This window comes from Streptomyces sp. NPDC058864, assembly GCF_042742985.1.
In the GTDB taxonomy this organism is placed as follows: Bacteria; Actinomycetota; Actinomycetes; order Streptomycetales; family Streptomycetaceae; genus Actinacidiphila.
Genome location: NZ_JBHYMQ010000029.1, coordinates 62,652 through 89,196, shown reverse-complemented (window position 1 = coordinate 89,196; position 26,545 = coordinate 62,652). Strand labels below are relative to the sequence as shown.

General features: G+C 74.4%; 26 protein-coding genes and 1 tRNA gene. 13 read left to right on the top strand and 14 right to left on the bottom strand.

The genetic code is table 11. The annotated features are described in order from the left end of the window. Positions 1–134: 134 nt before the first annotated feature. Positions 135–815, top strand: a complete 681-nt coding sequence (locus ACFW3D_RS22490; RefSeq protein WP_500506293.1) for a thaumatin family protein — start codon at positions 135–137, stop codon at positions 813–815. Positions 816–826: 11 nt separating this feature from the next. On the opposite strand, the gene ACFW3D_RS22485 is transcribed toward ACFW3D_RS22490, so the two are convergent. Together ACFW3D_RS22485 and ACFW3D_RS22480 are read right to left on the bottom strand one after the other, a co-directional pair. Further along, positions 827–1,504 carry an NADPH-dependent F420 reductase gene (locus tag ACFW3D_RS22485; RefSeq protein ID WP_500506291.1) on the bottom strand — a complete coding sequence of 226 codons (678 nt, stop codon included), beginning with the start codon at positions 1,502–1,504 and terminating at the stop codon, positions 827–829. Between the two features lie 67 nt (positions 1,505–1,571). Beyond that, a complete protein-coding gene (locus ACFW3D_RS22480; protein WP_500506288.1) occupies positions 1,572–2,840 on the bottom strand; it encodes an NAD(P)/FAD-dependent oxidoreductase in 1,269 nt (422 codons plus the stop codon). A 161-nt stretch (positions 2,841–3,001) separates the two neighbouring features. Here ACFW3D_RS22480 and ACFW3D_RS22475 point away from each other — a divergent pair, with 161 nt between their 5' ends. The 5 genes from ACFW3D_RS22475 (at position 3,002) to ACFW3D_RS22455 (ending at position 6,593) form a co-directional block, all read left to right on the top strand. Then, positions 3,002–3,787, top strand: a complete 786-nt coding sequence (locus tag ACFW3D_RS22475) for an SDR family oxidoreductase (protein ID WP_500506286.1) — start codon at positions 3,002–3,004, stop codon at positions 3,785–3,787. Positions 3,788–3,823: 36 nt separating this feature from the next. Next, positions 3,824–4,183, top strand: a complete 360-nt coding sequence (locus ACFW3D_RS22470) for a nuclear transport factor 2 family protein (protein WP_500506284.1) — start codon at positions 3,824–3,826, stop codon at positions 4,181–4,183. A gap of 96 nt (positions 4,184–4,279) precedes the next feature. Beyond that, positions 4,280–4,774 (top strand): winged helix-turn-helix transcriptional regulator, encoded by a 495-nt coding sequence (locus ACFW3D_RS22465; RefSeq protein ID WP_500506308.1) that lies wholly within the window; start codon positions 4,280–4,282, stop codon positions 4,772–4,774. A 30-nt stretch (positions 4,775–4,804) separates the two neighbouring features. Beyond that, positions 4,805–5,908 (top strand): DNA alkylation repair protein, encoded by a 1,104-nt coding sequence (locus ACFW3D_RS22460; protein ID WP_500506282.1) that lies wholly within the window; start codon positions 4,805–4,807, stop codon positions 5,906–5,908. Positions 5,909–5,933: 25 nt separating this feature from the next. Next, a complete protein-coding gene (locus ACFW3D_RS22455) occupies positions 5,934–6,593 on the top strand; it encodes a TetR/AcrR family transcriptional regulator (RefSeq protein ID WP_500506280.1) in 660 nt (219 codons plus the stop codon). Here ACFW3D_RS22455 and ACFW3D_RS22450 read toward each other — a convergent pair. The 3 genes from ACFW3D_RS22450 to selD form a co-directional block, all read right to left on the bottom strand. Then, on the bottom strand, positions 6,547–7,179 hold the full coding sequence (locus tag ACFW3D_RS22450; RefSeq protein ID WP_500506277.1) for a YcxB family protein: 633 nt from the start codon (positions 7,177–7,179) through the stop codon (positions 6,547–6,549). The two genes, ACFW3D_RS22455 and ACFW3D_RS22450, sit on opposite strands and share 47 nt — an antisense overlap. 64 nt (positions 7,180–7,243) lie before the next feature. Then, positions 7,244–8,200, bottom strand: a complete 957-nt coding sequence (locus tag ACFW3D_RS22445; protein ID WP_500506306.1) for a threonine/serine dehydratase — start codon at positions 8,198–8,200, stop codon at positions 7,244–7,246. Positions 8,201–8,282: 82 nt separating this feature from the next. Continuing rightward, positions 8,283–9,302 (bottom strand): selenide, water dikinase SelD, encoded by a 1,020-nt coding sequence (selD, locus tag ACFW3D_RS22440; RefSeq protein ID WP_500506274.1) that lies wholly within the window; start codon positions 9,300–9,302, stop codon positions 8,283–8,285. A gap of 122 nt (positions 9,303–9,424) precedes the next feature. On the opposite strand from selD, the gene ACFW3D_RS22435 reads away from it, so the two are divergent. Next, a tRNA-Sec gene (locus ACFW3D_RS22435) sits at positions 9,425–9,517 on the top strand. 25 nt (positions 9,518–9,542) lie between these two features. On the opposite strand, the gene selB is transcribed toward ACFW3D_RS22435, so the two are convergent. The 9 genes from selB to ACFW3D_RS22390 form a co-directional block, all read right to left on the bottom strand. Beyond that, complete coding sequence (gene selB / locus ACFW3D_RS22430; RefSeq protein ID WP_500506272.1) at positions 9,543–11,339, bottom strand: selenocysteine-specific translation elongation factor; 1,797 nt, start codon at positions 11,337–11,339, stop codon at positions 9,543–9,545. 1 nt (position 11,340) lies between these two features. Further along, positions 11,341–12,687, bottom strand: a complete 1,347-nt coding sequence (gene selA / locus ACFW3D_RS22425) for an L-seryl-tRNA(Sec) selenium transferase (RefSeq protein ID WP_500506269.1) — start codon at positions 12,685–12,687, stop codon at positions 11,341–11,343. Positions 12,688–13,629: 942 nt separating this feature from the next. Further along, the gene (gene nrfD / locus ACFW3D_RS22420; protein ID WP_500506267.1) at positions 13,630–14,622 is read right to left on the bottom strand and encodes an NrfD/PsrC family molybdoenzyme membrane anchor subunit; all 993 of its coding nucleotides are present in this window, start codon (positions 14,620–14,622) and stop codon (positions 13,630–13,632) included. Then, the gene (locus ACFW3D_RS22415; protein ID WP_500506265.1) at positions 14,619–15,638 is read right to left on the bottom strand and encodes a 4Fe-4S dicluster domain-containing protein; all 1,020 of its coding nucleotides are present in this window, start codon (positions 15,636–15,638) and stop codon (positions 14,619–14,621) included. Before ACFW3D_RS22415 ends, nrfD begins: the two co-directional genes overlap by 4 nt. Then, positions 15,635–18,928: a formate dehydrogenase gene (gene fdh / locus ACFW3D_RS22410; protein WP_500506263.1), complete on the bottom strand. Its 3,294-nt coding sequence runs from the start codon at positions 18,926–18,928 to the stop codon at positions 15,635–15,637. The genes ACFW3D_RS22415 and fdh overlap by 4 nt, the downstream gene beginning before the upstream one ends. Before the next feature lie 98 nt (positions 18,929–19,026). Beyond that, the gene (locus ACFW3D_RS22405) at positions 19,027–20,226 is read right to left on the bottom strand and encodes a cysteine desulfurase family protein (RefSeq protein WP_500506260.1); all 1,200 of its coding nucleotides are present in this window, start codon (positions 20,224–20,226) and stop codon (positions 19,027–19,029) included. Between the two features lie 61 nt (positions 20,227–20,287). Next, positions 20,288–21,028 (bottom strand): SDR family NAD(P)-dependent oxidoreductase, encoded by a 741-nt coding sequence (locus tag ACFW3D_RS22400; protein WP_500506258.1) that lies wholly within the window; start codon positions 21,026–21,028, stop codon positions 20,288–20,290. Between the two features lie 162 nt (positions 21,029–21,190). Further along, positions 21,191–21,862 (bottom strand): SDR family NAD(P)-dependent oxidoreductase, encoded by a 672-nt coding sequence (locus ACFW3D_RS22395; RefSeq protein WP_500506255.1) that lies wholly within the window; start codon positions 21,860–21,862, stop codon positions 21,191–21,193. Positions 21,863–21,893: 31 nt separating this feature from the next. Beyond that, on the bottom strand, positions 21,894–22,271 hold the full coding sequence (locus ACFW3D_RS22390; protein ID WP_500506252.1) for a DUF2255 family protein: 378 nt from the start codon (positions 22,269–22,271) through the stop codon (positions 21,894–21,896). A gap of 223 nt (positions 22,272–22,494) precedes the next feature. On the opposite strand from ACFW3D_RS22390, the gene ACFW3D_RS22385 reads away from it, so the two are divergent. From ACFW3D_RS22385 to ACFW3D_RS22360, 6 genes are all read left to right on the top strand, one after another. Beyond that, positions 22,495–23,589: a PP2C family protein-serine/threonine phosphatase gene (locus ACFW3D_RS22385; RefSeq protein WP_500506249.1), complete on the top strand. Its 1,095-nt coding sequence runs from the start codon at positions 22,495–22,497 to the stop codon at positions 23,587–23,589. 427 nt (positions 23,590–24,016) lie between these two features. Next, positions 24,017–24,376 (top strand): DUF6204 family protein, encoded by a 360-nt coding sequence (locus ACFW3D_RS22380; protein WP_500506246.1) that lies wholly within the window; start codon positions 24,017–24,019, stop codon positions 24,374–24,376. Positions 24,377–24,453: 77 nt separating this feature from the next. Next, the gene (locus ACFW3D_RS22375) at positions 24,454–24,663 is read left to right on the top strand and encodes an HTH domain-containing protein (protein WP_018557908.1); all 210 of its coding nucleotides are present in this window, start codon (positions 24,454–24,456) and stop codon (positions 24,661–24,663) included. Positions 24,664–24,665: 2 nt separating this feature from the next. After that, the gene (locus tag ACFW3D_RS22370) at positions 24,666–25,238 is read left to right on the top strand and encodes a Clp protease N-terminal domain-containing protein (protein WP_500506244.1); all 573 of its coding nucleotides are present in this window, start codon (positions 24,666–24,668) and stop codon (positions 25,236–25,238) included. A 370-nt stretch (positions 25,239–25,608) separates the two neighbouring features. Beyond that, entirely contained in the window at positions 25,609–26,136 is a 528-nt protein-coding gene (locus ACFW3D_RS22365) for a GNAT family N-acetyltransferase (protein WP_500506242.1), read from the top strand. 126 nt (positions 26,137–26,262) lie between these two features. Then, positions 26,263–26,535 carry a UBP-type zinc finger domain-containing protein gene (locus tag ACFW3D_RS22360; RefSeq protein WP_500506240.1) on the top strand — a complete coding sequence of 91 codons (273 nt, stop codon included), beginning with the start codon at positions 26,263–26,265 and terminating at the stop codon, positions 26,533–26,535. Positions 26,536–26,545 lie beyond the last annotated feature (10 nt).

Genomic DNA, 26,545 nt, shown 5'->3' with positions numbered 1-26,545 from the left:
GATCTTCCGGGCGAAGCTCGTCTGAAAGAGCCGGCAACGTCCGGCACGCCCCACGCCTCACGCGCCCCGCACCCGGGCCCCCGGGGGGCCCCGCGGGCCCCCCCCCCCCCGGCCCCCGGCGCCCGCCCGCCGCCGTGCCCCGGCCCGGCACACGGCTGATCACCCTGGTCAACCACACGAGGGAGACAGTCTGGGCGGTCGTCACCGACTCGCCCGCCTATCCGCGGGGACGCAGGCTCTCCCCCGGGGAGAGCACCTCGCTCACGGTGCCGGACGGGTGGGGCGGCCGCATCTGGGGCCGCACCGGATGTGACTCGACGGCAGCGGGGCCGTGCCGCACCGGGGACTGCACCTCGGTGTGCACCGGGCCCAACCCGCCCACCACGCTGGGGGAGTTCACCTTCGACGCCTATGCGGGGATGGACTTCTACGACGTCAGCATGGTGGACGGCGCCAACCTGCCCATGTACATCAACATCTCCCACACCACCACCCGCGACCCGGTCAGCCCCGACGGCTGCTACCAGGGGGCGTGCACCAAGCCGGTCGACTGCCCGAGTGCCATGCGGGCGAAGTCCGGCGGGCAGGTGACCGGGTGCAAGCCGCCCTGCGCGGCCTTCGGCGGCGACGTCTACTGCTGCCGCGGTGCCTGGGCGGGCCGCGAGCACTGCGTGCCGTCGAAGTGGCCGGTCGACTACACCAGGGTCTTCAAGGACGCCGCGCCGTACGCGTACTCGTACGCCTTCGACGACGCGGCGACCATGGCGTGCAAGGGCCGGTGCGACTACCGAGTGACCTTCGGCACCACGGGGTAGCCCGCGGCGCGCTACGCGGCGTCGAGGGCCCGGCGCAACTCGGCGAGGCCCGCCGGGCCGCCCGGGTCCTCCCAGAGCTGGGCGTGCGGGTCCTCGAGGTAGGGGGTGCCGTAGGCGGGGGTGCCGGGCTGGAAGCGCCGGCCCTCCTTCAGCCGGCCGACGTCCACGGTGTCGTAGCCCAGGGCGTCGAGCAGCGCGGTGACGGCGTCCTTCGCGGCCACGTCGTCGCCTGCGATGGGCAGCGCGCTGCGGTCCGGCGCTCCCGCGGGGCGGGCGAGGGCGGCGAGGTGGCGGAAGAAGATGTTGTTGAAGGCCTTCACCACGTGAGCGTCCGTCAGGTGGTGCTGCAGCAGCTCGCTCTCGGTCAGCTCCCCGGTGTCGAGCTGGGGGATCCGCCCGTCGCGCTCGGGGTAGTAGTTGCCGGTGTCGATCACGGTCTTGCCGACGAGCGGGGCGTGCGGCACCTGGGGCACGGCCTTGAGCGGGACGGTGACCACGACCCAGTCGCCCGCCCCGGCCGCCTCCGCCGGGGTGGCGGCGCGGGCCCGCGGGCCGAGTTCGGCGACCAGGCCGGAGAGCGTCTGCGGATCCCTGGAGTTGCTCAGCACCACGTCGAGGCCGGCGTCGACCGCCGGCCGGGCGAGGGTGCCGCCGATGTTACCGCTGCCGATCAGTCCGAGAGTCGCCATGGGGCAACCGTGCCGTCCGGCCGGGGGCGCTGTCGACCCGGCCCCGGCCATTCAGCCGTACGGCGCGTCAGGCGGACCTCAGAGCCTCGGGCGGCGCGGTGATCAGCGACTTGAGGGGGGTCCCGGTGTCCTCCGCCCGGGCCCGGGGGATGGTCGCGTCCTGCGACAGGGCCTTGCGCACCGCCATGTAGTCGGCCGGGCTGTTGACCGCATCGGCCGCCAGGAGCCGGCCCTGCCGGTAGTAGAGGACCGAGAAGAGCTCGCTGCCGGGGTCGCCGCGCACCACGTACGCGTCGTAACCGGTGGAGAGCCCGGCGATCTGCAGTTTGAGGTCGCCCTGGTGGGACCAGAACCACGGCACGTTCCTGGTCTCCCGCGCCCTGCCGAGCAGCGTGGCGGCGGCCACCGTCGCCTGCGCGACCGCGTTCTGCACGGACTCCAGGCGGACCCTGCCCTCGCCGGTCGTCGGGTGCGGCTGGACGGTGCAGTCCCCGGCGGCGGCGACCAGCGGGTCGCTGGTGCGGGCGTGGGCGTCCACCAGGATGCCGTTGTCGCACTCCAGGCCCAGCTGTTCGGCGAGTTCGGTCCGGGGGACGACGCCCACACCGACGAGGACGAGGTCGGCGGGCACGCGAGTGCCGTCGGCCAGGAGCACGGCGCCGACCTTGCCGTCGGCCCCCTCGAACGCGGAGACCGCGCGGGAGAGCAGGACGTCCGTACCGCGGCGCAGATGGGCCTGCCGGTAGAACTCCGAGACGACGGGGGCCACGGCGCGCGGGATGAGCCGCGGTGCCGCCTCGACGACGGTGACGTGCCTGCCGAGCGCCCGGGCCACCGCCGCGGCCTCCAGGCCGATGAAGCCCCCGCCGACGATGACGACCCGCGACGCCGTGCCGAGCCGTGACCGCAGGGCCGTCGCGTCGTCGCGGTCGCGCAGGTAGCAGATCCCGCCGAGCCCGGAGCCCGGCACCGTCAGCCGGCGCGGGCTCGACCCCACGGTGAGGGCCAGCCGGCCGAAGCGCAGCGTGCGCCCGTTCGCGGTGACCGCGGCACCCGAGCCCGGGCGGCCATCGGCGGCCGGCGACACCTCTGTGACGCGCTCGCCGCTCACGAGGTCGATGCCGGCGTCGGCGTAGAAGGAGGGCGCGCGGAAGGCGAGCGACTCCGGGCCCACCTCTCCGGCGAGGAACTCCTTCGACAGCGGAGGCCGCTGGTACGGCGCGTGCTCCTCCTCGCCCACCAGGGTGATCGGTGAAGTGTCCCCCAACTGCCGCAACGAGACGGCCAATTGGAGACCGGCCTGACTCGCGCCCACGATCAGCGTTCCGCTGTCCACTGTGGCCCCTCTCGGTTCCCGGTACCGCGTTAATGTCAGACCATTATACCAATGCCCTGTGTGCCGTGGGGCGGTCCGAGTGCGGCGGGGTGGCGCCGTCGCCAGTGGGTGCTAAGGTCGCAGTCATAACTTCTTTTCTAGCAGTGACCCCGGAGTGCAGTGTGAGCATCGCCCTCAACGAATCCCTCGCCGGCCGCCGTGCCCTGGTCACCGGAGGCACCAAAGGCGTCGGCGCGGCCGTCGCCCGCCGGCTGGCCCGGGCCGGTGCGACCGTCCTGGTGACGGCGCGCCGCGAGCCGCCGGACGCGGATCCGAAGGCCTTCGTGGCGGCCGACCTGACGACCCCCGAGGGGGCGGCCGCCGTCGTCCGCGAAGTGACCGACCGGGTGGGCGGGGTGGACATCCTCGTCAACAACCTCGGTCACTCCGAGGCGCCCGCCGGGGGATTCGCGGCACTGGGCGAGGACGACTGGGCGAAGGAGCTGAACACCAACCTCCTCGCCGCCGTCCGCCTCGACCGCGGCCTCCTCCCCGGCATGATCGGGTCCGGCAGGGGCGCCATCGTCCACGTCACCTCGATCCAGCGCCGCATGCCCCTGTGGAACGGCACCCTCGCCTACGCCGCCGCCAAGGCCGCCCTGGCCACCTACAGCAAGGGCCTGGCGAACGAGGTCGCCCCGCACGGCGTCCGCGTCAACAGCGTCTCCCCGGGCTTCGTCCGCACGGCGGCCGCCGACGCCCTCGTCGACCGCATCGCCGGTGAGGCCGGCATCACGTCCGAGGCGGCGCTCGGGCGCCTGATGGACTCCCTCGGCGGCATCCCCCTCGGCCGTCCCAACGAACCCGAGGAGGTCGCCGAACTGGTGGCCTTCCTCGTGTCCGACCGTGCGTCGGCCATCGTCGGCGCCGAGCACGTCATCGACGGCGGCACCGTCCCCACCCTCTGACCGGCTTCCCCCTGACCGACCCCCTGGAAGGACCCGATGAACACCACCGGACCGCAGCCCATCCCCACCGCAGAGCTCCCCGCGGTGATCACCCGCTACCTGGCCGCCCACCGCGTCCGCGACACCGCCACCGCCGTCTCGGCCTTCACCGCCGACGCGGTCGTGACCGACGAGGGCGCGACCCGGCAGGGCGCGGCGGCCATCGCGCAATGGCTGGAGACCGCGGCGAGCGAGTACACCTACACCACGGAACTGACCGGCGCCGAGCGTACCGACGCCCACCACTACGTCGCCGTCCAGCACCTGGAAGGGGACTTCCCCGGCGGCACCGTCGATCTGCGCTACCGGTTCACCCTGCGCGACGGCCTCGTCCAACGCCTGGTCATCGAGGTCTGACCGCGGGCCGGGTGGTCGGTCGGTGCCAGGGTTGCTGCTAACATAAAAGTGACAACGTTCAGTGACCCCGGCACCAACCGCGCGGAGGTGGTCGACATGGTGAGCCGTATCCGGCTGGAAGACCGTGAGTGCCCGTTGTCGACGACCGTCGGGCACGTCGGCGAGTGGTGGACACTGCTCATCCTGCACGACGCCTTCGACGGGTACACCCGCTTCGACCAGTTCCAGGAGAACCTCGGCATCTCCTCGAGCATGCTCACCACCCGCCTGAAGACCCTCGTCGCGGACGGGCTGCTGGAACGGCGGCCGTACCAGACCCACCCGACCCGCTACGAGTACCTGCTCACCGACCTCGGCCGCTCACTGCGCCCGGTCGTGGTGGCCCTCGCCGCCTGGGGCAACTCCCGCCTCGCGCCCCAGGAACGCAGCATGATCCTGGTCGACGCGGAGACGGGCGAGGAGGTCGAGCCGGTCGTGGTCGACGCCGCCACGGGCCGGCGGCTCGACGACAGCGAGGCGTTCGTGTACGCGGCGGGTCCCGCCGCGAGCGAGCTCATGCGTGCCCGCTACGCCGAACGCGACCGTACCTGACCTGCCAGAGGAACCGGAGGAAGAGGCCCCGTGCCCACCGCGGACGAACTGCTCGGCCCCGCCGCCGTCGCCGGACTCGCCGACTGCCTGGCGGCGGCCGGCCCGGCACCGATGGCCGCGGCGGTGCGCGACACCCTGCCGGCGCTCGACGGCCTGGCGCTGCGCGAGCGCAGCGACCTCGTGCGGGACGCCGTGCTCGCCTCCGGCCCGCCCGACCCGGCGGGCCTGGAGGCCGTCGTACGGGCCGCGCTGCCCGACCCGCGCTTCACCGGCTGGATGATCTGGCCGGTCACCGAGGCCGTGGCCGCCCTCGCCTCCGGCACCCCGGAGGGAACGGCCTTCGAGGACGGGCTCCACCTGCTGGCGGACCTGACACCGCGGCTGACCGCCGAGTTCGCCATCCGCCGTCTGCTCAACGCCGACCTCGACCGGGCGCTCGCCGTCGTCACCGGCTGGACCGCGCACCCGGACGAGCACGTGCGCCGCCTGGCCAGCGAAGGGACCCGGCCCCGTCTGCCCTGGGCGGTGCGCGTACCGGCGATCCTCGCCCGGCCCGAGGCGACCCTGCCCATCCTGGGCGAGCTCTACAAGGACCCCTCGGAGTACGTCCGCAGGTCCGTCGCCAACCACGTCAACGACATCAGCCACGCCCGCGCCGACCTGGCCGTCGAGACGGCGCGGCGGTGGACGGCGGCCCCCGACGCCCACACGCCCCGGGTCGTCCGGCACGCGCTCCGCACCGCCGTCAAACGCGGTGACCAGGGAGCCCTGGCACTGCTGGGGTTCGGGCCCGCCACGGGCCTGACCGTCGAGGGGCCGTCCGTGGCCCGGCCCGTCGTCGCGGTGGGCGGGGAACTGCGCTTCGCCTTCGCTCTGGAGAACCAGGGCGACACGCCGCTGCGCCTCGTCGTCGACTACGTCGTGCACTACCGCAAGGCCAACGGCAGCACGGCGCCCAAGGTCTACAAGCTGACCACCCGCACCCTCCAGCCGGGGGAGCGGAGCGAGCACACCGGCACCCGCTCCTTCAAGCCGATCAGCACCCGGGTCTTCCACCCCGGCGAGCACGCCCTCGAACTGCAGGTCAACGGAGAGCCGCGCGGCAAGGTCCGGTTCGACGTCGTCACCGGGTGACACACCGCTCGATACGCTGTGGCGCGTGAAGAGGAAGCAGGTGGCCGCCGATCAGCCGACCCTGGACACGGTCGCGGAGACGGCACTCGCCGTCATCGACGAGGACGGTCCCGCCGGGCTCAGCTTCCGCGCCGTGGCCCAGCGTCTCGACGTCTCGCACGCCACCGTCTTCCGGCGCTGCGGTGACTTCGACGGGCTGCTGAGCGCCTGCGCCGACCACGTCGCGGCGTCGCTCCCCCTGGTGCCGCCGACGGGCGACTGGGCCGCCGCGACGGAGACCCGCTTCACCGGTCTGTACCGCCTGCTCAGCCGGCACCCCGGGCTGGTGGCGCTGCGCGCCGGGCGCTCCTGGCTGGGCCCGCAGATGCTGGGCCGGCTCGTCGAGCCGCAGATGACGCACAGCATCGCCGCCGGCATGGACGCGGACACGGCCATCCGCGTCTACCGCAGGCTCTACCTGCTCACCCTCGGTGCCGTCGCCTTCGGCGACCACCGGGACGAGAAGAAGGCCGTCGCCGCCGCACGCACGGCCCTGGCGGCGCTCGACCCCGCGGACTTCCCCACGCTGACCGGAGCGATGAACGCCGTCCTCCCCGTCCTGGTCGACCACGGGGTCTACTACGAGGCGCTGCGCGACCTCATCCACGCCGCCCGCGCCGAGCACCTCCCGCCCGGCCACCGCTGACGCCGAGCGGCCGCGCCCCCAGGTGCCCGGTCACGATCGCGCGCAGCCCTTCCGTCTCCACCTCCGCCTCCGGTACGCCGTCCCCGCCCCGCTTCGGCAGCAGGCTCATGCTGCCCATGCCGTCGTCGTGGACCAGCAGGAAGAGCCGCGGCGTCTCGACGTAGTGGGTGAGTGACGTCCAGGGCACCTTGAACTCGGTGAGGGCGGAAGCGCTGTGGACGCCGTCGTCGTCCACACGCATGGTGCACTCGCCCTGGGCGCGGACGTGTGCGGTCACGTTCCGCAGTTGGCGCCTCCGGTCGAGCACTCCGGCAACGAGCCAGGTCAGCGTTCCCGCGCCGCCGGCTGCGGCGAGCCCGACGATGTCGGCCGCACCGGGAGCGAACTCGCGCAGTCCGGCGATCACCGCCACCGTGACGGCGGCGGAGAACAGCGGGCCCCGCCAGAGATCGAGGCGGCGCCGCTGCGCGCCGAGCGCCTCGGCGATGTCGTCCCTGCTCGGCGTCCAGGTGAACTCCACGGCTCGTACGCCGTCGCCGGCTTGCCCGGCCGCGCCGGCGTCCGTCGTGTGCATGTCGTTCGTCACCGCGGCATTCAACCGCTCCGGGGGCGGCGGCCGCCAGGGCCCTGACGTTCCGTCGGACGGGCCCTCAGGAGGCGCGTGCCAGGTCGGACGGATCCGTGTTCGCCCCGCAGATGACGACGGCGACGCGCTCGCCGGGGGCGGGGCGGTGGGCGCCGGAGGTGAGGGCGGCGAGGGCGGTCGCTGCGCCGTGCTCGACGGCGAGGCGGCGGTGGTCCCACAGCGTGCGGCGGGCCGCGACGATCGCCTCGTCGGGGACGAGGACTGAGCGCACGCCGTCCTTGAGCGCCCACTCCAGGGCCATGCGGGAGGCCCGTCGCGCGCCCAGCGAGTCCGCCGCGACCGAGTCCACGGGTACGTCCACCACCTCGCCGGCCGCGACGGCCGCGTGCAGCGCGCACGAGCCCTCGGGCTCGACCGCCACGACCCGCACCCCGTGCTCCAGCGCGGACGCGGCGACCCCGGTGAAGAGCCCGCCGCCCCCGACCGCGAGGACCACGGTGTCCAGGCCGGGGAGTGCCGCCGCGATCTCCTCCATCAGGGTCCCCGCCCCGGCCGCGACGAGCGGATGGTCGTAGGAGTGGGACTCGAGGGCGCCGCTGTCGGCCGCGTACTTCTGCGAGGCCTCCAGGGCATCGGCGTACTCGCTGCCGGCCAGGTGGACGTCCGCGCCCAGCTCGCGCAGCTTCGCGACCTTGACCGCGGGGGCCGTCTCGGGGACGAACACCGTGGCGGGCACGCCGTGCCGGGCCGCGGCCCAGGCACAGGCCAGGCCCCCGTTGCCGCCGGAGGCGATCACCACGCCCGCCTCGGGCACAGCGCCCCGCTCGACGTGGCTCCGGACGAAGTTGAACGCCCCGCGCGCCTTGAAGGACCCCGTGTGCTGCATGGACTCCAGGGCCAGCCAGCCCTGCACGGCGGCGCCGAACGTCCCCGGGTCCACCGGGGCGAGCGTGACGGGGCGGGTGTGCCCGGCGATGCGGGCGGCCGCGGCCCGCACGTCGGCATGGGTGATGGTCACGATGCGCTCCGGGCTGGTGGGCGAGTCCGGAGAAACAGTGTAACAACCACTGTTCCGACAGGTCGGGCCTTCGGCGGCGCGGCGGTCAGCGCACGAAGAGCCGGTGCTCACCCGCCGCTACCAGTTCCCCGATGACCGGAGCGCCGGGCACCTCCCCGGCCACCAGCAGGCCGCCCGACGTCTGGGCGTCCGCCAGGAGCAGCCGGGTCACCTCGTCCGCGCCGCCGAAGTCGGTGTGCGGGGCGACCCAGGCGAGGTTGCGGCGGGTGCCGCCGCTGACGTAGCCCTCCGCCGCCGCCTCCCCGGCCCCTTCGAGGTACGGGACCGCCGAGGCGTGCACCACGGCGCTCACCCCGGAGGCACGGGCGAGCTTGTACAGGTGGCCCAGGAGCCCGAAGCCGGTCACGTCGGTCGCGCACACCGCGCCCGCGGCCAGTGCCCGCTCCGCGGCGTCCCGGTTCAGCGTCGTCATGGTCTCCACGGCCTGCGGGAAGACCTCACCGGTCGACTTGTGGCGGTTGTTGAGCACGCCCAGCCCCAGGGGTTTGGTCAGCGACAGCGGCACACCCGCCCGCCCCGCGTCGTTGCGCAGCAGGCGGTCCGGGTCGGCGGTGCCGGTGACGGCCATCCCGTACTTGGGTTCCGGGTCGTCGACGCTGTGGCCGCCCCCCACGACGCAACCCGCCAGGGCCGCGACGTCCAGCCCGCCGCGCAGCACCTCCCGGGCCAGCTCCAGCGGCAGCACGTCCCGCGGCCAGCTCAGCAGGTTGACCGCCACGAGCGGAGTGCCGCCCATGGCGTAGACGTCGGAGAGCGCGTTGGCGGCGGCGATCCGGCCCCAGTCGTAGGGATCGTCGACCACCGGGGTGAAGAAGTCCGCGGTGGTCACCACCGCCCGCCCGCCGGGCAGCCGGACGACGGCCGCGTCGTCACCGGTGTCCAGGCCGACGAGCAGGTCGCCCCCGGGGATGCCCGCCGGGCCCCCGGGGGTCAGCCCGGCCACCATCTTCTCCAGCTCCCCCGGGGGGATCTTGCAGGCGCAGCCGCCGCCGTGGGCGTACTGCGTCAGCCGCACGCTGTCCTGCCGCACACCGGTTCCCGTCATGGCCGTCATGGTCCTTCCGCGGTGGGCACCGGCACCGCGGTCGCCCGGGCCCGGGCGACACCGCCGTGTGGTGCGTTGACTCGGGTGGGGGCCGGAGGTTCGATGGGGGTCCGGCCCGGCAGGGAGACGTCAGGGTGCCTGGTGGCCCTCCCGGTCTTCAAAACCGAGGTGTCCGAGCAACTCGGGCAGGCGGGTTCGATTCCCGTCCGTCTCCGCCGGCCGGTCCGCCGCCCCTGTGCTTCAGCGCGCATCGCGCACGTCCCCGGGCCCGGGGGGCTCCGCGCAGCGGCGGAGGGCACCGTCCAGGCGCACGGTGCGGCCCTGCCGGTCGAGGCGCTCCAGCAGCGGGATGACGACCCGCCGGGTGCTGTCCAGCGCCCGGCGCGCCTCGCTCGCGGTGAACGGCTGCTCCAGCCGCGCCAGTACGGCCGCCGCCCGCGCGTCCGCGCCCGGCAGCAGCACGATCCCCTCGCCGATCCTCAGCAGCGCCCCCGCCGATTCGGCCGCCGCGAGCAGCTTCGGGGTCAGCCCGAGCCGCTCCAGCCGTTCGGCCTCCGGCGCGCGGAACGGCGCACGCGCCAGGTCGGCGCGCACCGCCTCCACCCCGGCCTGGGCCGCGGGCGGCAGTGTGGGGCGGGCGTGGCTCCCGTACAGCCGTCCGTCGCCCTGCCGCAGGCCCGGTACGGCCCCGGCGAGCGCCTCCACCAGGGAACGGTCCGGGAGCCCGAGCGCCTGACGGGCCGCCTCCAGGGGCATGCCGGGTTCCAGGGGGTTGCGCAGGGCATGCTCCTCGACCACCTCCCGCAGCCGGTCGCGCAGGGCGGCCCAGTGGTCCGGGTCGGCCAGCCAGTCGCCCGCCACCGGGTCGCCCGGGGGGCGGACGCCCATCGCGAGCAGTTCCCTCCGTCGGACCAGCCCACGGCGGCGCAGTTCCGCCGCCCCGTCGGCGACCTCGGGCAGGGACCGCAGCTCGGTCGCGCGTGCCGCCGCCGCGCCACGACGGGCCAGCCGGGGTGGACGGACGTCGAGCACGGTGAGTCCGGCGGGGACGCGGTGCCGCCCCGGGTCGCGCAGCAGGGCGGTGTCGCCGATCCGCAGCGGCAGCGCCGTGGCGAGCCGCAGTCGCGCGCTCTCGTCGCCGAGCGGACGGACCGTCACCGGCACGGCGGCCGAACCGGCGTGCAGCATCAGCTCGCGGGGCAGGTCGCCCGCGGCGTCGCCGCGCAGCCGCACGTCGACGAGATCGGTGGTCAGCCAGCGGTCCGGGGTCAGCAGCGCGTCCCCGCGCCGCACGGACCCGGCGCCGGGTCCGGTCACGTTGACCGCCACCCGGGCCACCGCGCCGACTTCCTGCCGAGGCTCCTTCAGGGACTCCAGCCCGCGCACGCGCAACGGACGCCCGTCACGCGCGAGACGGAGGTGGTCGCCGACCCGGACGGTGCCCGCGGCGAGCGTCCCGGTGACGACGGTGCCCCGGCCCCGCACCGTGAAGGCGCGGTCGACCCACAGCCTTACGTCCGCCGCCGGATCGGGGGAGGGGAGCCCGCCCGCCAGCCGGACCAGGGCCGCCCGCAGCCCGTCGAGGCCGGCACCGGTGACGGGGCTGACGGCCACGCACTCCACCTCCCCGAGGGAGGACTCCGCGATGCGGGCCCTCGCCTCCTTCCGCGCGGCGTCGGGGTCGGCCAGGTCGCAGCGTGAGACGGCGAGGACGCCGTGCCGTACGCCGAGCGCGTCCAGGACGGTCAGGTGCTCCTCGGACTGCGGCTGCCAGCCCTGGTCCGCGGCGACCACGAACAGCACCGCGGGGACCGGGCCGACGCCGGCCAGCATGTTGCCCACCAGGCGCTCGTGCCCGGGTACGTCCACGAAGGCGATGTCCCCGGCGCCGGGGAGCCGCGTCCACACGAACCCGAGGTCCAGCGTCATGCCGCGCCGCCGCTCCTCCGCCCACCGGTCGGGTTCCATCCTCGTCAGGGCCCGCAGCAGCGCGGACTTGCCGTGGTCGACGTGGCCCGCCGTGGCGACGACGTGCACGTCAGCCGCCGGTCCCCGGCAGGGTGCCGGCCCGGCGCACGGCCGTCGCCAGCTCCTCGTCGGCCTCCTCCGGCACGGCCCGCAGGTCGAGCAGGCACCGGCCGTCCTCCACCCGGGCCATCACCGCGGGTTCGGCCCGCCGCAGCAGGGCGGCGTACCTCGCGGGCAACGACACGGCGGCGCTGGGCAGGGTGACGCCCGGCGCGCCGCCGCCGCCGACGACCGCCAGCGTCTCGCACGCCGCGCTGTCGAAGCCGTGGGCGCGCAACCCGGCCGCGAGGCGTTCGGCGCGGTCCCGCAGCCGCACGGGGTCGGCGTGCAGAGCGGTCCGGGTCGGTGTCTCGGGGCCGCGCACGGTCGCCTCCAGGGCCGCGAGGGTCAGCTTGTCCACGCGCAGCGCGCGGGCCAGCGGATGGCGGGCCAGCCGCCGTACCAGTTCGGCGCGCCCCAGCACGAGGCCGCACTGCGGCCCGCCCAGCAGCTTGTCGCCGCTGGCGGTGACCAGGGACGCCCCGGCGCGCAGCCACCCGGAGGCGTCGGGTTCGTCCGGCAGCACCTGGTCGGGGACGAGCAGCCCCGAACCGATGTCGGCCACGACGGGCACGCCCAGCCGCGCCAGTTCCGCGACGGGCACGTCCCGCGTGAAGCCGGTGATGCGGAAGTTGGAGGGGTGCACCTTCAGGATGAACCCGGTGTCGGGACCCACGGCCGCCGCGTAGTCCTCCGGCGCGGAACGGTTGGTCGTCCCCACCTCGCGCAGCCGGGCGCCCGTGGAGACCAGCAGGTCGGGCAGCCGGAAGCCGTCCCCGATCTCCACCAGCTCACCGCGGCTGACGACGATCTCGCGGCCCCGGGCCAGCGCGGTGGCCGCCAGCACCAGCGCCGCGGCGCCGTTGTTGACCACGTGCGCCGCCTCCGCCGCGGGCACCTGCCGCAGCAGCGCCTCCAACGCGGACCGCCCCCTCCGGGAGCGCTTGCCGGTGCCGAGGTCCAGCTCCACGTCCGTGGTCCCGGACGCGGCGAGCACGGCGTCACGGGCCGCCCGCGACAAAGGGGCGCGACCGAGGTTGGTGTGCAGCAGCACCCCGGTGGCGTTGAGCACCGGACGCAGCCCGGCGGCGGTCGCCGGGAGCGCCGCGACGGCGGCGTCGGCGAGCCCGTCGACGGGCACCTCGCCGGCCCGCGCCCGCGCCTGCACCCCGGCCACCACCTCCTTGACCACGGACCGCCCCAGCCGCTTCGTCGCCGCGGCGAGCCGGGGGTCGGCGAGCAGCGCGTCCGTGCGTGGCACCCGGCGGCGGGCGTCGGCGGACGGGGAGGCAGCGGTGGAGGTCTGGTCGCGGTCCATCGGCAGCACCTTCGCTCTGGCCTGGCTGCCGCCCAGGGTACGGCGGCGGCCGCCCCGGGGGCTTCCGCCACACCGGCACGATTCCCGGGGCCACGTCGTCCGCGTGCGGGTCGTTTGTGGTTGCGGTTGGGGCTTTTTCCCCGCCGCCCGCCCGTGGCCCCGGTCGCTCAGTGACCGCCTCGCTGCGTGCGTTGGGGGTCGGTGGCGCGCCCGCGCACTCCCCCAGCCTTCGGCCGGGGGGACCCCCAGAGCGCTCGCGGATTCGCCGGGTCATTTCGTCACCGGCATCACCGCTCGTCTCCCCCAGCCTTCGGCCGGGGGGACCCCCATGGGCGCAACCCTGCACACCCCCTCCCGTCGTTGGGGCGACTGACGACCGGAGGGGGGTGAGTAAGGCACGTGCGGCAACCCCGGACTGCTCCATCACCCTCCACCGGGCGTTGGCCGCTGGCGATAGGGAGGGGGTGGGGGAGGTGGGCGTTCTGGACGCTGACGTGCATTTGTTGTGCGGCAGAGCGGTACTGATCCGGGTTGCCCGCCATGCGCATAAATATGCGGTACAGAATGCCCACCCCGAAGGCCCCACCCCCGGCTCACCCACCGAACCGGTGACCCCGGATTGCCTCTTCACCCCCCTCCGGCCGTTAGTCGCCCACTCAACGGGAGGGGGTGTGGCGGGGTGCGCCCATGGGGGTCCCCCCGGCCGAAGGCTGGGGGAGACGAGCGGTGATGCCGGTGATGGCATGTTCCGGCGAATCCGCGAGCGCTCTGGGGGTCCCCCCGGCCGAAGGCTGGGGGAGTGCGCCGGCGCGCCAACGACCCACAGCCGGACAGAGCGAGGCGGTCACTGACCGCACCGGGGCAACGGGAGGGCGGGCGGGGAAAAAACCCAACCCAACCGCAGCCACAAACGAACCCGCACACGGACGACGAGCCCCCGGCTCACGCCCCGCCGGCGAGGCGCTCGCGCTGCGGTTTCACCACGTACGCGGGATCCTTCGTCGTGGCGACGCCCGCCTCGAAGGTGCCGAACCGCTGCAGGACGCTGCCCGCCAGCAGGGCGAGCCCGCCGGCGGCCGCCGCGGCGCGGCTGCGCCGGGCGAGGGTGAGCGCGGTGAGCGCGCCGCCGAGGGTGAGGTACTCGGAGGCCCGGCGCAGCCGGTGCGGGCGGCCGGTCGTGTAGGCCTCCGTCACGAGGCCCGGGCGGCGGTCGATGAGCCGGGAGGCGACGATTTCGGCCGCCGCGCCGATCACGCCGAGCCGCCGGGCGGGGCCGGCCTCGGCCACGGGGGCCAGGAGCATGCCCAGGCCCGCACCGCTCGCCGCCGCCGAGCCGGTGAAGACGAAGGGCAGTTCACGGCGGGCGTCGTGCCACGCGGGTACGGCGGTCTGCGACAGCAGCGCGGCCGTGTACGAGGCGACGCCGGGCGCGAAGAGCGCGGCCGACAGTCCGGCCGGGCGCGCGGCCGCGCGCAGCAGCCTCCCGGGGAGCGTGGCGCGCACGCCCGCGGGCAGCAGCTCGGCCGTGGCCGCCAGCGCGCTGCCGGGCCCGTACGCGACGAGGATCCAGGTGCCCACGGACATGGGCGAACTCGGCTTGGCCACCCGCAGCATGTGGTGGAAGCGTTCCGGCCTGCCGAGGTCGGCGATCAGCAGGTACATGCTCACGAGCAGGGCGCCGAAGCCGCCGACCCGGCCCGCCCGGGCCAGTCCGGGACGCCGCGTCAGGTCCGCCCCCGCCGCGAGCAGGGCGGCGCCGGCCGACAGCCCGCCGGTGAACAGGTACGCCGGGATCTTCCACTCCCACACCGGCGGCTTGAGCACGGGACGCCCGTAGTAGGAACGGAACGTCGCCTTCGGCACCATGGAGCGCTCGCGGCTCCCGTCGTCGTCGCGCCCGCCCCGGCCGTGCCGCACGGACCGGTCGCCGCTCACCGCCGCACCCCGCCGAGGAACACCGCGGCCGACGCCGCGAGCAGCGCCGACGCCGCCACGCCCGCGTGCTTCCACATCGACACCAGGTCGCGGGTCGGCACGACCGGGTCCGGCGGGAACCCGTACACCTCGGGGTCGTCCAGCAACAGGAAGAACGCGCCGTCCCCGCCCACGCCGTCGTCCGGGTCGCGGCCGTACAGCTGGGCCTCGGTGACTCCGGCCTCGTGCAGCTGCGCCAGGCGCCGGTCGGCGCGTTCGCGCAGCTCGTCCAGCGGGCCGAACTGGATGGAGTCGGTGGGGCAGGCCTTGGCGCAGGCCGGTTCCAGGTCGTCGCGGAGCCGGTCGTAGCACATCGTGCACTTCCAGGCCCGGCCGTCGTCGGGCCGCCGGTCGATGACGCCGTACGGGCAGCCGGACACGCAGTAGCCGCAGCCGTTGCAGATGTCGGGCTGGACGACGACCGTGCCGAACTCGGTGCGGAACAGCGCGCCGGTGGGGCACACGTCCAGGCAGCCCGCGTGCGTGCAGTGCTTGCACACGTCGGAGGACATCAGCCAGCGGAACTCGGTGCGGGCCTCCGCGCCCGTCCCGGCGCCGGGCAGGTCGAAGGAGGGGAAGCCCAGGTCCACCGGGGCGGTGCCCAGGTCGCCGCCGCCCCGCTTGGCGACCTCCAGGGCGTCGGCCACCACCTCGGCCGTCCCTTCCGTGCCGGACGGGCCGACGGGCAGCTCGGCCAGGCCCGCGTCCTGGCGGCCGAGCGGGCGCTGCTGCTCGACGAAGGCGACGTGCCGCCACGAACTCGCCCCCAGCATGCCGGTGTTGTCGAACGACATGCCCAGCAGGTCGATGCCGTCCTCGGGGATGGCGTTCCACTCCTTGCAGGCCACCTCGCACGCCTTGCAGCCGATGCACACGGAGGTGTCGGTGAAGAAGCCCACGCGCTCCGGGTGGTCGCGGTGGCCGGCGTTCCCTGCAGGGTCCGCGAGCGGCCCGTAGAAGCTGTTGTCCTGCGTCATGACGGCTCCTCCGGCCGGTCCGGTTCGATGTGCGCCCGCTCGATGTGACCGCCCGCCGTCGCTATCCGGGTGCCGGTCTCCGCCGTGATGCCGGCCCGTCGGCGGTAGTCCGCGACGTACTCCAGCAGGGCCGGTCCCCTCGGGCGCCGGCCGGGCCGGACGTCGCAGGTCAGCACCTTGCTCTCCTGGATGAAGACGTTGGGGTCGGCGACCACGCCGATCAGGTCGTTGACCACGTCGCCCTTGGTGAGGCCGGTCTGGCCCCAGTGGTACGGCATCCAGACCTGGTGCACGACCCGTCCGTCGACGCGCAGCGGCGCCATTCGATCGGTCACCACCACGCGCGCGTCGACCGCGGTCCTGCTGGTGACCACATGGGCCCAGTCCAGGTGGCGCAGCCCGCGCTCGGCCGCCAGCTCCGGTGAGACTTCCACGAACAACTCCGGCTGGAGCTCCGCCAGGTAGGGCAGCTGACGGCTCATCGCGCCGGCCGTGTGGTGCTCGGTCAGCCGGGCCGCGGTGAAGACGTAGGGGAACACCTCGGAGTGCGCCTCGGGCGGCGCGGGGTTGGACGGGTTGTCGGGGCGTCCGTAGACCTTGCGCACCGGGTTGCCCTGCTGGCCGTAGAGCAGGTTGCGCACCGGCGACTCGTGCGGCTCGTAGTGCGTGGGCAGCGGGCCGTCCGCCAGTCCGGCCGGGGCGAACAGCCAGCCCTTGCCGTCGCGCATCATGATGAACGCGTCGTCGCCGTCGAGCGCCTCGATCCCCGACGCCCCTGCCGGGGCCCTGTAGCCCGGCGGCTTGTGCTTCTCGAAGTCGGGGGTGTCGCGGCCGGTCCACTCGCCCGCCTCCGCGTCCCACCAGACCAGCTTCTTCCGCTCGCTCCAGGGCCGTCCCTGCGGGTCGGCGGAGGCGCGGTTGTACAGCACACGGCGGTTGAGCGGCCATGTCCAGCCCCACTCCGCGTCGTACGGACCGGTCTCGAAGCGGGAGGTGCGGCGCCGGGACTGGTTGGTCTCGCCCGCGTAGACGCCGCTGTAGATCCAGCAGCCGCAGGCCGTCGAACCGTCCGCCTTGAGGTCGGGGTAGCCGTCGACGGTCCGCCCGGTGCGCAGGTCGATGCCGTTGATGTGGCGCAGCACGTCCGACGGGGACGGCTCGTCGCCCTCGGTCTCGTAGTCCCACGCCAGGTCCAGCAGGGGACGGTCGCGCTCGTCGGTCGAGCCGGCCAGCCGCTCCTTCAGCCGGAGGCCGAGCTGGTGGAAGAACCACAGCTCCGAGCGCTGGTCCCCGGACGGTTCCACGGCCTTGTCGCGCCACTGGAGCATGCGCTGCGTCTGGGTGAAGGTGCCGGCCTTCTCCACGTGCGAGGCCGCGGGGAAGAAGAACACCTCGGTGCGGCACCGCTCGGTGACGATCTCCCCGGTCTCGATCTCCGGCGCGTCCTTCCAGAACGTGGCGCTCTCGATCATGGCCAGGTCGCGGACGACAAGCCAGTCGAGGTTGGCCATGCCCAGGCGCTGCAGCCGCCCGTGGGCGGAGCCGACCGCGGGGTTCTGCCCGAGCAGGAAGTAGCCGAAGACCTTGCCGCCGTCGGCCATGTCCATCACGGTGCGGTAGGTGCCGTGGTCGCCGTTGACCCGTGGGAGGTAGTCGAAGCAGTAGTCGTTCTCCGCGGTCGCGGCGTCGCCCCAGTACTCCTTGAGCAGCGACACCATGTACGCGTCGGCGGCGCCCCAGAAGCCCTTCTGCCCCCGGCCGCGCACCCCGTCGAGATAGGTGGCCAGGTCCGCGTGGGTGGTGTCGGGCATCGGCAGGTAGCCCGGCAGCAGGTTGAACAGGGTGGGCACGTCCGTGGAGCCCTGGATGCTGGCGTGGCCGCGCAGTGCGAAGATCCCGCCGCCCGGCCGTCCGATGTTGCCCAGCAGCAGCTGGACGATCGAACCGGCCCGGATGAACTGGGCCCCCACCGAGTGCTGGGTCCAGCCGACGCTGTACACCAGTGCGGTGGTGCGCTCCCGGCCGGAGTTCTCCGTCCAGTCCCGGCACACCTCCTGGAACAGCTCCTGCGGCACCCCGCAGATCCGCTCCACCATCTCGGGCGTGTAGCGGGAGAAGTGCCGCTTGAGCACCTGGAACACGCAGCGCGGGTGCTCCAGCGCGGGGTCGGCCTCGATGCCGCCCGCGGCGCCCTCGATGAACGGGCCGCCCGCGCCGTGCTGGTACGGGGCGGACACCTCCTTCAGCAGCCGGCCCGGCTGCTCCTCCACGGGCACGCTCGCGTACGACCAGCTCGACGCGTCGTAGGCCGCGGTGTACGGGTCGTAGCCGCTGAACAGCCCGTCCAGGTCCTCGGTGTCCTGGTACCGCTCGCTCAGCAGATAGGGCGCGTTGGTGTACGCCTTCACGTACTCCCGGAAGTCGAGGTCGTGCGTGAGGATGTGGTTGATCACGCCGCCGAGGAACGCGATGTCGGTGCCGGCCCGCAGCGTGACGTGCTGGTCGGCGTGCGCGCTCGTGCGTGTGAACCGGGGGTCGATGTGGATGACCTTCGCGCCGCGTGCCTTGGCCTCCATGACCCACTGGAACCCGACCGGATGGGCCTCGGCCATGTTGGAGCCCATGATGACGATGCAGTCGGAGTTCACCAGGTCCTGCTGGTAGTCCGTGGCGCCGCCACGTCCGAACGAGGCTCCCAGACCGGGAACCGTGGCGGAGTGTCAAATACGCGCCTGGTTCTCGATCTGCAGGGCGCCGAGGGCGGTGAACAACTTCTTGATGAGGTAGTTCTCCTCGTTGTCCAGCGTCGCCCCGCCGAGACTGGCCAGGCCCATGGTGCGGCGCAGGACCTTCCCGTCCGCGTCGGTGTCCTGCCAGCCCTTGCGCCGTGCGTCGAGCACGCGGTCGGCCACCATGTCCATGGCCGTGTCCAGGTCCAGCTCCTGCCAGGCGGTGCCGTACGGCGGGCGGTAGAGCACCCGCTGCTCCCGCTGCGGGCCGGTGACCAGCTGCTTGCTCGCCGAGCCCTTCGGGCACAGCCGGCCGCGGGAGATGGGACTGTCCGGGTCGCCCTCGATCTGGACGACCTTCTCGTCCTTGACGAAGACGCGTTGCGCGCAGCCCACGGCACAGTAGGGGCACACCGAGCCGGCCACCCGGTCGGCGCTCTCCGTACGGGACGCCAGCGCGGCCGAGCGGGCCGACTGCGCGGCCTTGCCCCGGCCCAGCGGATCCGTCCCGGTGAGCTGCCGGTACACCGGCCAGGCGTCGATCCACCGTTTTACGCCCATCCGCCTGCTCCTTCGTGCGGTGGTCCCACCTCCTCCCGACGCTACCCGGCGGGGGGCCGCCCGCAAGTCCGGCGGGACGGGTCCCCCGGGCGGCGCTCTCAGGCGGGGGAGCCGGAGCGCGCCGCGAGGGCGCCGGCGGCGGCGGCGAGCAGTCCGGCCGCCAGGTCGACGTCGTCCGCCGTGGTCCAGCGCCCGACCGACAGCCGTACGGCGCTCAGCGCGCGGTCGTCGTCCAGGCCCATCGCCCGCAGCACGGGGGAGGCCCCGTGGCTGCCGCTGTGGCAGGCGGACCCGGTGGAGGCCGCGATCCGGGGCACCGCGGCGAGCAGCTCGTGGCCCGCCACGCCCTCGAAGCGGACGCTGAGCGTGGTGGGCAGGCGGTGGCGGACGGAGCCGTTGAGGTGGACCCGGCCGGGCAGCGCCCGGGTCAGGCCCCGGTGCAGCCGGTCGCGGAGCGCCTCGGCGCGCCGGCCGGCGCCGGCGGCGAGTTCCGCGGCCGCCAGCTCGGCGGCGGCCCCCAGCGCCACCGCGAGGGCGACGTTCTCGGTGCCGGCCCGCAGTCCGCCCTCCTGCCCGCCTCCGTACACCAGGGGTTCCAGGCGCAGGCCCGGGCGTACGTACAGGGCGGCGATCCCCTTCGGCGCGTACATCTTGTGTCCCACCACCGTCAGCAGGTCCACACCCAGGCCGCCCACGTCCAGCGGGACCTTCCCGGCGGCCTGCGCGGCGTCGCAGTGGAACAGCGCGCCCCGGGCGCGGGCGAGCCGGGCGAGCTCGGGGACGGGCTGCAGCGTGCCGGTCTCGTTGTTGGCGGCCATGACGGAGACCAGCACGGTCTGCGGGGTGAGCGCGGCGGCCAGTACGGCCGGGTCGAGCCGGCCCTCCCGGTCCACCGGCAGGTACGTCACCCGCACCCCGTGCAGCCGCCGCAGCGCGCGGCACGTCTCCAGCACCGACGGGTGCTCGGTGACCTGGGTGACCACGTGCGGACGGCCGGCACCGGACCTTCGCGAGGCGAGCACCGCGCCGCGCAGCGCCAGGTTGTTCGCCTCCGACCCCGACCCGGTGAACACGATCCCCTCCGCCCTCGCCCCGATGAGCGCCGCGACCCGGCGGCGGGCCCGCGCGAGTTCCGCGGCGGGCTCCGCGGCCCAGGCGTGCCCGCTGGAGGGATTGCCGAACCCGGTGGTGAAGGAGGGCCCCATCGCCTTCACGACCCTCGGGTCGACGGGTGTGGTGGCGTTGTGGTCCAGGTAGACGGTGTCCCCGGCGAGGCCGGGATGCGGCGGCAGCTTCATGGAGGTGGGTCCCTTCGGTTCCGGAGGCGCGCGGGCCGGTGCGCCCGGACGGCCGCCGCCGTCAGCCGATCGCCTGCCGGCCGCCGTATGCGTCGAGTACGGCGCCGGTGACGTATCCCGCGCGGTCCGAGGCCATGAAGACGATCGCCTCGACGATCTCGTCGAGTTCGGCGACCCGGTCCAGGACGGTGTTGTGCGCGATGGCCGCCAGCGTGTCCACGCCCATCTCCACCGTTCCGGGGGTGCGGACCGGCCCGGCGGCCACGGCGTTCACCCGTACCCCGCGGGCCCCGAACTCGTCGGCCCACACGCGGGTCATGATCTCCAGCGCGGCCTTCGAGGCCCCGTAGACGGCGGCCCCGCGCGCGGGGATGCTCGCCGCCATGGTGCTCAGATTGACGACCGCTCCGCGGCCGCGCGCCGCCATGCCCGGCGCCAGGGCCCCGACCAGCAGCATGGGCGCCCGGGCGTTGACGGCCATGTGGAGGTCGAACATCCCGGCCGTGGAATCGGCGGCGCCGGCGAACCGGTAGAGGCCCGCGTTGTTGACCAGTACGTCCACCGCGCCCGCCGCCTCGGCGAGGCGCAGCACGTCACCCGGATCGGACAGGTCCGCGGCGACGAACCGGGCGCGCCCGCCCGCGTCTCCCACCTCCGCCACGACCTCCGCACCGCGTTCCGGGTCCCGCCCGTGGACGACGACCTCGGCGCCCAGCGCCGCCAGCCGCAGCGCCACCCCCCGCCCGATGCCGGCGGTGGCCCCGGTGACGAGGGCGGTGGATCCGGAGAACTCCTGGCTCACGGCTGGCTCCTCGGGGTGGCGGCGCGATCGGCGGACCCGCACCGTCCGTGTCCGCGCTGGTTGTCTACCTCACGTACCGTCACCCCCGAAGTCGGCTCGCCGCCGGGGCGGCCGTTCGGGGTGGTCCTGTTCGGTGTGCTTGGGGGAGGGGCGTGCGGCTGGTCAGGTGTTGTCCTCCAGTACGCCGGCGAAGTGCCGGAACCCGGTTCGGTCGCGGTGCAGGGCCCACAGGGCGCTCGCGAGTGCGGCGGGATCGTTGCTGGGGTGTCCGGGCGTGATGACCCCGGGGACGATCAGCTGCGCGACGTGGATGTCCTCCGCGGCCAGCGTGTCGTGCAGCATCCGGGCGTAGGCGCTCTCCGCCGCGTAGGCCACGGAGGTCCCCGCGCGGGCGGGCAGCGGCCGTACCGCGCTGCCGCCGTTGACGAAGAGGATCGTGCCGCGGCCCAGGAAGCGCATGTCGGGCAGCACCGCGTGGACGGCCGTGACCGCGCCGTACAGGGAGAACTCCAGGGGCCCCGCGAAGTCGGCCGCGGTGGTCTCCAGGAGGGGCCTCATGAAGTCGCCGTGCGGCGCAGGACTGTACTGCAGCACCTCGATCGGCCCGAGCGCGGCCGCGGCGGCGTCCAGCGCGGCGCCGAGGCCGAGCGGGTCGCGCACGTCGGCCGCGAAGCCCTGCGCGTTCACCCCGTCCTTGTCCAGGGCGGCCGCCAGCGTGTCCAGCCGCTCCTGGTCGCGGGCGACGAGCGCGACGTCGAAACCGTCGCTGCCGAACTGGCGCGCCACGGCGGCGCCCAGGCCCCGCCCCGCGCCGACGATGACCATGGTCGTCATGTCTGACCCGTGTTCCGCCGTGCGGGCGCGCTCAGCGCGGTACGAGCTTGAGCGTCGCGGCGCGCGCGGTGCCGGCCACCATGGGCTCCACGTACTCCGCGCTGTAGCGGCCGTACTTGCCACGGTAGGCGGCGTCGAGCCGTTCGCCCACTGCCGGGTCGTCGACCTCGACGAAGGTGACGTCCCGCTCGACGCCGCCCGCGCTGATCCGCCCCTCGTGCCGGTCCTGGGCGGCGCGGAACCATGTGCCGCCGCGCCCGTGGTAGGCCCGTACGTAGAGGTCGGCACCGTCGCGGACCACCCAGATGGTGGTCGGCGGGTCGAGGGTTCCGGGGCCGCGCCGGGGCGCGATGGCGAGCTCGTCGGCGTGCTCGATCCGGTCCAGTTCGTCCTTCGTCCACGTCGTCATCGGCGCGACTCCTCGGCGGTGTCGGGAACCAGTTCCGTGCGTCCTGCTGCAATGATCGACAATTTCGGCCCCGGGCTGAAGCCGCATGGGGCCAGACGGGTCCACGCCCCGGCCGGCCGGGCTCCCACCGGGCGGTTCACTCCGGGGGAGGGCCTGCGGTGGCCGCGGCGGCGATTGCCGGGAAGCCTGAAGGGATCGCCGGCGGGAGAGAGCGGGAGGGTGCGTGGGGAGGGCCGAGGACGAGGGCTTCGGCGGCCCGGCCGAGGTGGCCTGGTACGTCCGCCTGCTTCCCGTCGTGGTGCTGGTCGGGGGCCTCTTCGTGGACCTCCTCACGCCGACGATGTACACGAGCGCCGCCTTCTACTCCGTGGCCCCGGTGCTCGCGGCGCCGCTGCTGTCGATGCGGGCGACGATGGTGGTCGGCCTGGTGGCGATCGGCGCGGACACGGCGGTCCTGGCCCACTTCGGGCGGCTGCGCGGCCTGAGCGGTATGAGCGAACTGCTGACCGTCTCGCTGGTCTCGGTGGTCGCGGTGTTCATCAACCGGCTGCTGGTGGCGCGGGAGTCCCGGTTGCGTTCCGCGCGCTCGATCACGGCGGCCGTGCAGCGCGCCGTGCTCCCCGAACCGCCCGCGCGGGTCGGCGACCTGAGGATCGCGGCGCGCTACGAGGCGGCGGAGGCGGAGGCCGAGATCGGCGGGGACCTCTACGCCGTCCAGGACACGCCCTACGGGCTGCGCTGCATCGTGGGGGACGTACGGGGCAAGGGCCTGGACGCCGTGGAGGCGGCGACGCTGGTCCTCGGGAGCTTCCGGATGGCGGCCGACGAGCAGGCGACCCTGGCGGACGTGGCGGGGGAGATGCTGCGGGCGCTGTGCCGGGAGTTGGGCCGGCGCGAGGACGGCGAGCGGCTGGAGTGGTTCGCCAGCGCGGTCCTGGCCGAGTTCCCGCACGGCGGCGAGCACGTACGGCTGGTGAACCTCGGGCACCCGGCGCCGCTGCTGCTGCGGCGCGGACAGGTGCGTTCCGCCGAGCCGTCGGAGTACGGAATGCTCCTGGCGGAGGGGCTGGGGGAAGGGGACGCGGCGGTGGACACGGTGCCGTTCCCGGCGGGTTCGACGCTGCTGCTGTGCACGGACGGCGTCACCGAGGCCCGCGACGCCAGGGGCCGCTTCTACGACCCCCTGGCGCGCTTGGCCGGGGTGCGGCGCGGCGGGCCGTCGGAGTTGCTGGAGGCGCTGCTCGAGGACGTGCACCGGCACGCGGGCGGGCCGACCGACGACGACATGGCACTCCTCGCGGTGACGCGCGACAGCTGAGCCCTTGGGGCCGAGTCGGCGAGCCGTCGCGCTGCCCGTCGCCCCGGTGCGTGTCGCGGCGTCCGGCCGCAGCTGCGGCTCGGCCCGGCCCGGCCCGGCCTTGCTGCTCGTCGTCAATGCCGGGCCGTCCGGCCCACCGCCCCGCGGCTGTCCAGCGACCGGGCGGCGGTCCACGGGACGGTGGCCGGCGGCTCCACGGCCGAGACCCGGCCGACGGCCATCGGGCGGACCTCGGCGAGCGGCCGTTTCGGCGCCGTCCTCGGGCCCTGGCCGGTCGGTCGGCCGGTCGGCCGGTCGCCCGGCAGGCGCAGGACCGGGCTTCGCCGACTTCGCCGCCGCGGCGGTCCTTTCGGCCGGCATGATCCGCGGCCCGCGCCCCCGCGAAATGCGGTGGAGCGGAACGGAACGAGCTGCTTAAGGTCGGCTGATGAGCACCCGTACCTTCCGCGTCACCGTCCGCGGCGTCTTCGACGGACTTTCCGCCGAGCAGCGCGCCGAACTCCTCGCCCGCGCACCGGAGCACGACGTCCTGCGCGCCGCGTTCACCCCCGAGGGCCACCTCACCTACGACATCGCGGCACGCCCCGCCTTCACCTTCCGCTTCCTCGACTCCGGGGAGGCGGAGGAGGACATCCTCGAGGCGGCCGAACGCGCCGAGGATGCGGCCAGGGCGTGGCTGGACGAGCGCGGCTACGGCCACAAGAACCTGAGGTCCCAGGCCGAGGACCTCTCGCAGGCGCCACTGGGCAAGCGGCAGCGCCGCGCCGCCGCGCAGGGGAACGCCTGACGCGCGGCCGCCCGGCCCGCCGCTCCGCCGTCAACTCGGGTTGACACCCTCATGCCTGTCAACGTAGATTGACAGGCATGACCGAGGCAACCGATCTCGCCGAGCGGGCGGGTGACCGCGACCCGAGGGTCGGGCTGCGGGCCGTCGCCGCGCTGCGGCGGCTGCTGGAGCAGCTGGAGACCGTACAAGTCAGGAGCGCGCGGGCGCAGGGGTGGTCGTGGCAGGAGATCGCCCACGAACTCGGCGTCAGCAGGCAGGCCGTGCACAAGAAGTACGGGAGGCATTGAGGATGTTCGAGAAGTTCACCAAGAGCGCTCGCGGGGTCGTCGAGGGCGCGGTCGGGCACGCCGAACGGGCGGGCGACCCGGCGGTCGCCGAGGACCACCTGCTGCTGTCGCTGCTCGACCGGCGGGGTACCCGGGCCTCCGCAGCCCTTGCCGCGCTGGGTGTCGACCGGCGCCGCGAGGCCCTGGAGGAGGCACTGGGGGAGACCCGCCGGCGCGGCGGGGTCTCACGGGCCGATGCCGAGGCGCTGGCCGGCCTCGGCATCGACGTCGCCGAGATCGTCGCCCGCGTGGAGGACGCCCACGGCGCCGGCGCGCTCGCCCCCGGCCGCGGGCCCCGGCGGTGGCGGCCCGCCGGACGGCGGCCGTTCACCCGCGGGGCCAAGGGCGTCCTGGAGCGCTCGCTGCGGGCCGCCGTGGCCCGGGGCGACCGCCACATCGGCGACGAGCACATCCTGCTCGCCCTGGCCGTCGGCCCCGGAGTCGTCGCGGATGTCCTCGCCGAGCACGGCGCCTCGTGGGCCGACGTCGAGCGCGTGCTCGCGGCGGAGCCCGAGGGCCGGGCCGAGGCCGGCTGAACGCCCGCCCCGCGGTGGGCCATTCGGTTGCGGACCCGACGGCGGCCGTGCCAGGCCGTGTCGTCACATGCCCTCCCCCAACCTTCGGCCGGGGGTGCCCCCACCCAACGACGCTCCCCCAGCTCCGCTGGGAGGTACCCCCACGCTGCGTTGTCGAATCGTCCGAGTAGCCCACTACGAGGACGACTCTCAGCCTTGCGATGCACCGCACTGGGGGCACCTCCCAGCGCAAGCTGGGGGAGCCGTTGGGCCCGCCCTTCGGGCGGTGGGGGCACCTCCCAGCGGTAGCTGGGGGAGCTCATTTGACGACAGGGCCTAAGCTCTGTCGGGTTCCACGACCATGATCATGACGACCGGAAGGGGCCGCCCCATGGTGCCCGGACGACTGGTGACGCTGCGCCCGATGGAGCCTTCGGACGCCGAGGCGCTGTGGCGCTGGAACCACGACCCCGAGGTCATGCGCTGGATGGACGACGACTACGCCCAGCCCCTCGCGCAGGTGAGGAAGCGCATGGAGGAGCGGCCCCGCAACGCCTACGGCGACGTGCTCTACGGGATCGAGGCGCAGGAGGACGGACGGCTCATAGGCCTGGTGCGGCTGCGCGACGCCGAGCCCGAGACCGGGTGCGCCGAACTCGACATCTACCTCGGCGAGAAGGAGTACTGGGGCCGGGGCTACGCCACCGACGCCATGCGCACGATGTGCCGCTACGGCTTCGAGAAGATGCGCCTGCACAAGATCTCGCTCACCGTCGTGACCGAGAACGCGTCGGCGCACCATGTCTACCGGAAGGTCGGTTTCGTCGAGGAGGGCCGGCTGCGGCAGGTCTTCCGGCGCGACGGCCGCTGGTACGACATGTTCACCATGGGCCTCCTGGAGGGCGAACTCCGCGACTGAGCCGTCGGCCCCGCGCCGGGACGCCCCGCGCCGGGACGCCCCGGGACGTTGATCGCGCGTGGCGCGGGGTTGACGTAGCCTGGGGCGTCCATCGGCAGTGATCCGCAGACGGCACAGGGGGCCGGCGTGACAACAGCAGCATGTCCCGATCTCGAGCAGGCCCCGGCCGACGTCGCCGCCACGCCGCCGGACGGCGGCTGCGCCGAGTGCCTGGCCGCCGGGCACCACGACTGGGTCCATCTGCGGCTGTGCCTGACCTGCGGCCACATCGGCTGCTGCGACAGCTCTCCGGGGCGGCACGCCACCGCGCACTACGAGGCCACCGGCCACCCCGTGATCCGCTCGTACCAGCCGGGCGAGGACTGGCGCTGGTGCTTCGTACACGAGTCCATGGGCTGAGACCTGAGAC

Excerpts from the sequence above, each read along its gene's own strand:
- ACFW3D_RS22485 (WP_500506291.1), bottom strand. The coding sequence starts at position 1,504 with ATGGCGACTCTCGGACTGATCGGCAGCGGTAACATCGGCGGCACCCTC.
- ACFW3D_RS22470 (WP_500506284.1), top strand. The coding sequence starts at position 3,824 with ATGAACACCACCGGACCGCAGCCCATCCCCACCGCAGAGCTCCCCGCG.
- ACFW3D_RS22465 (WP_500506308.1), top strand. The coding sequence starts at position 4,280 with ATGGTGAGCCGTATCCGGCTGGAAGACCGTGAGTGCCCGTTGTCGACG.
- selD (WP_500506274.1), bottom strand. The coding sequence starts at position 9,302 with ATGACGGGAACCGGTGTGCGGCAGGACAGCGTGCGGCTGACGCAGTAC.
- selA (WP_500506269.1), bottom strand. The coding sequence starts at position 12,687 with ATGGACCGCGACCAGACCTCCACCGCTGCCTCCCCGTCCGCCGACGCC.
- ACFW3D_RS22415 (WP_500506265.1), bottom strand. The coding sequence starts at position 15,638 with ATGACGCAGGACAACAGCTTCTACGGGCCGCTCGCGGACCCTGCAGGG.
- ACFW3D_RS22405 (WP_500506260.1), bottom strand. The coding sequence starts at position 20,226 with ATGAAGCTGCCGCCGCATCCCGGCCTCGCCGGGGACACCGTCTACCTG.
- ACFW3D_RS22395 (WP_500506255.1), bottom strand. The coding sequence starts at position 21,862 with ATGACGACCATGGTCATCGTCGGCGCGGGGCGGGGCCTGGGCGCCGCC.
- ACFW3D_RS22390 (WP_500506252.1), bottom strand. The coding sequence starts at position 22,271 with ATGACGACGTGGACGAAGGACGAACTGGACCGGATCGAGCACGCCGAC.
- ACFW3D_RS22380 (WP_500506246.1), top strand. The coding sequence starts at position 24,017 with ATGAGCACCCGTACCTTCCGCGTCACCGTCCGCGGCGTCTTCGACGGA.
- ACFW3D_RS22375 (WP_018557908.1), top strand. The coding sequence starts at position 24,454 with ATGACCGAGGCAACCGATCTCGCCGAGCGGGCGGGTGACCGCGACCCG.
- ACFW3D_RS22370 (WP_500506244.1), top strand. The coding sequence starts at position 24,666 with ATGTTCGAGAAGTTCACCAAGAGCGCTCGCGGGGTCGTCGAGGGCGCG.
- ACFW3D_RS22365 (WP_500506242.1), top strand. The coding sequence starts at position 25,609 with ATGGTGCCCGGACGACTGGTGACGCTGCGCCCGATGGAGCCTTCGGAC.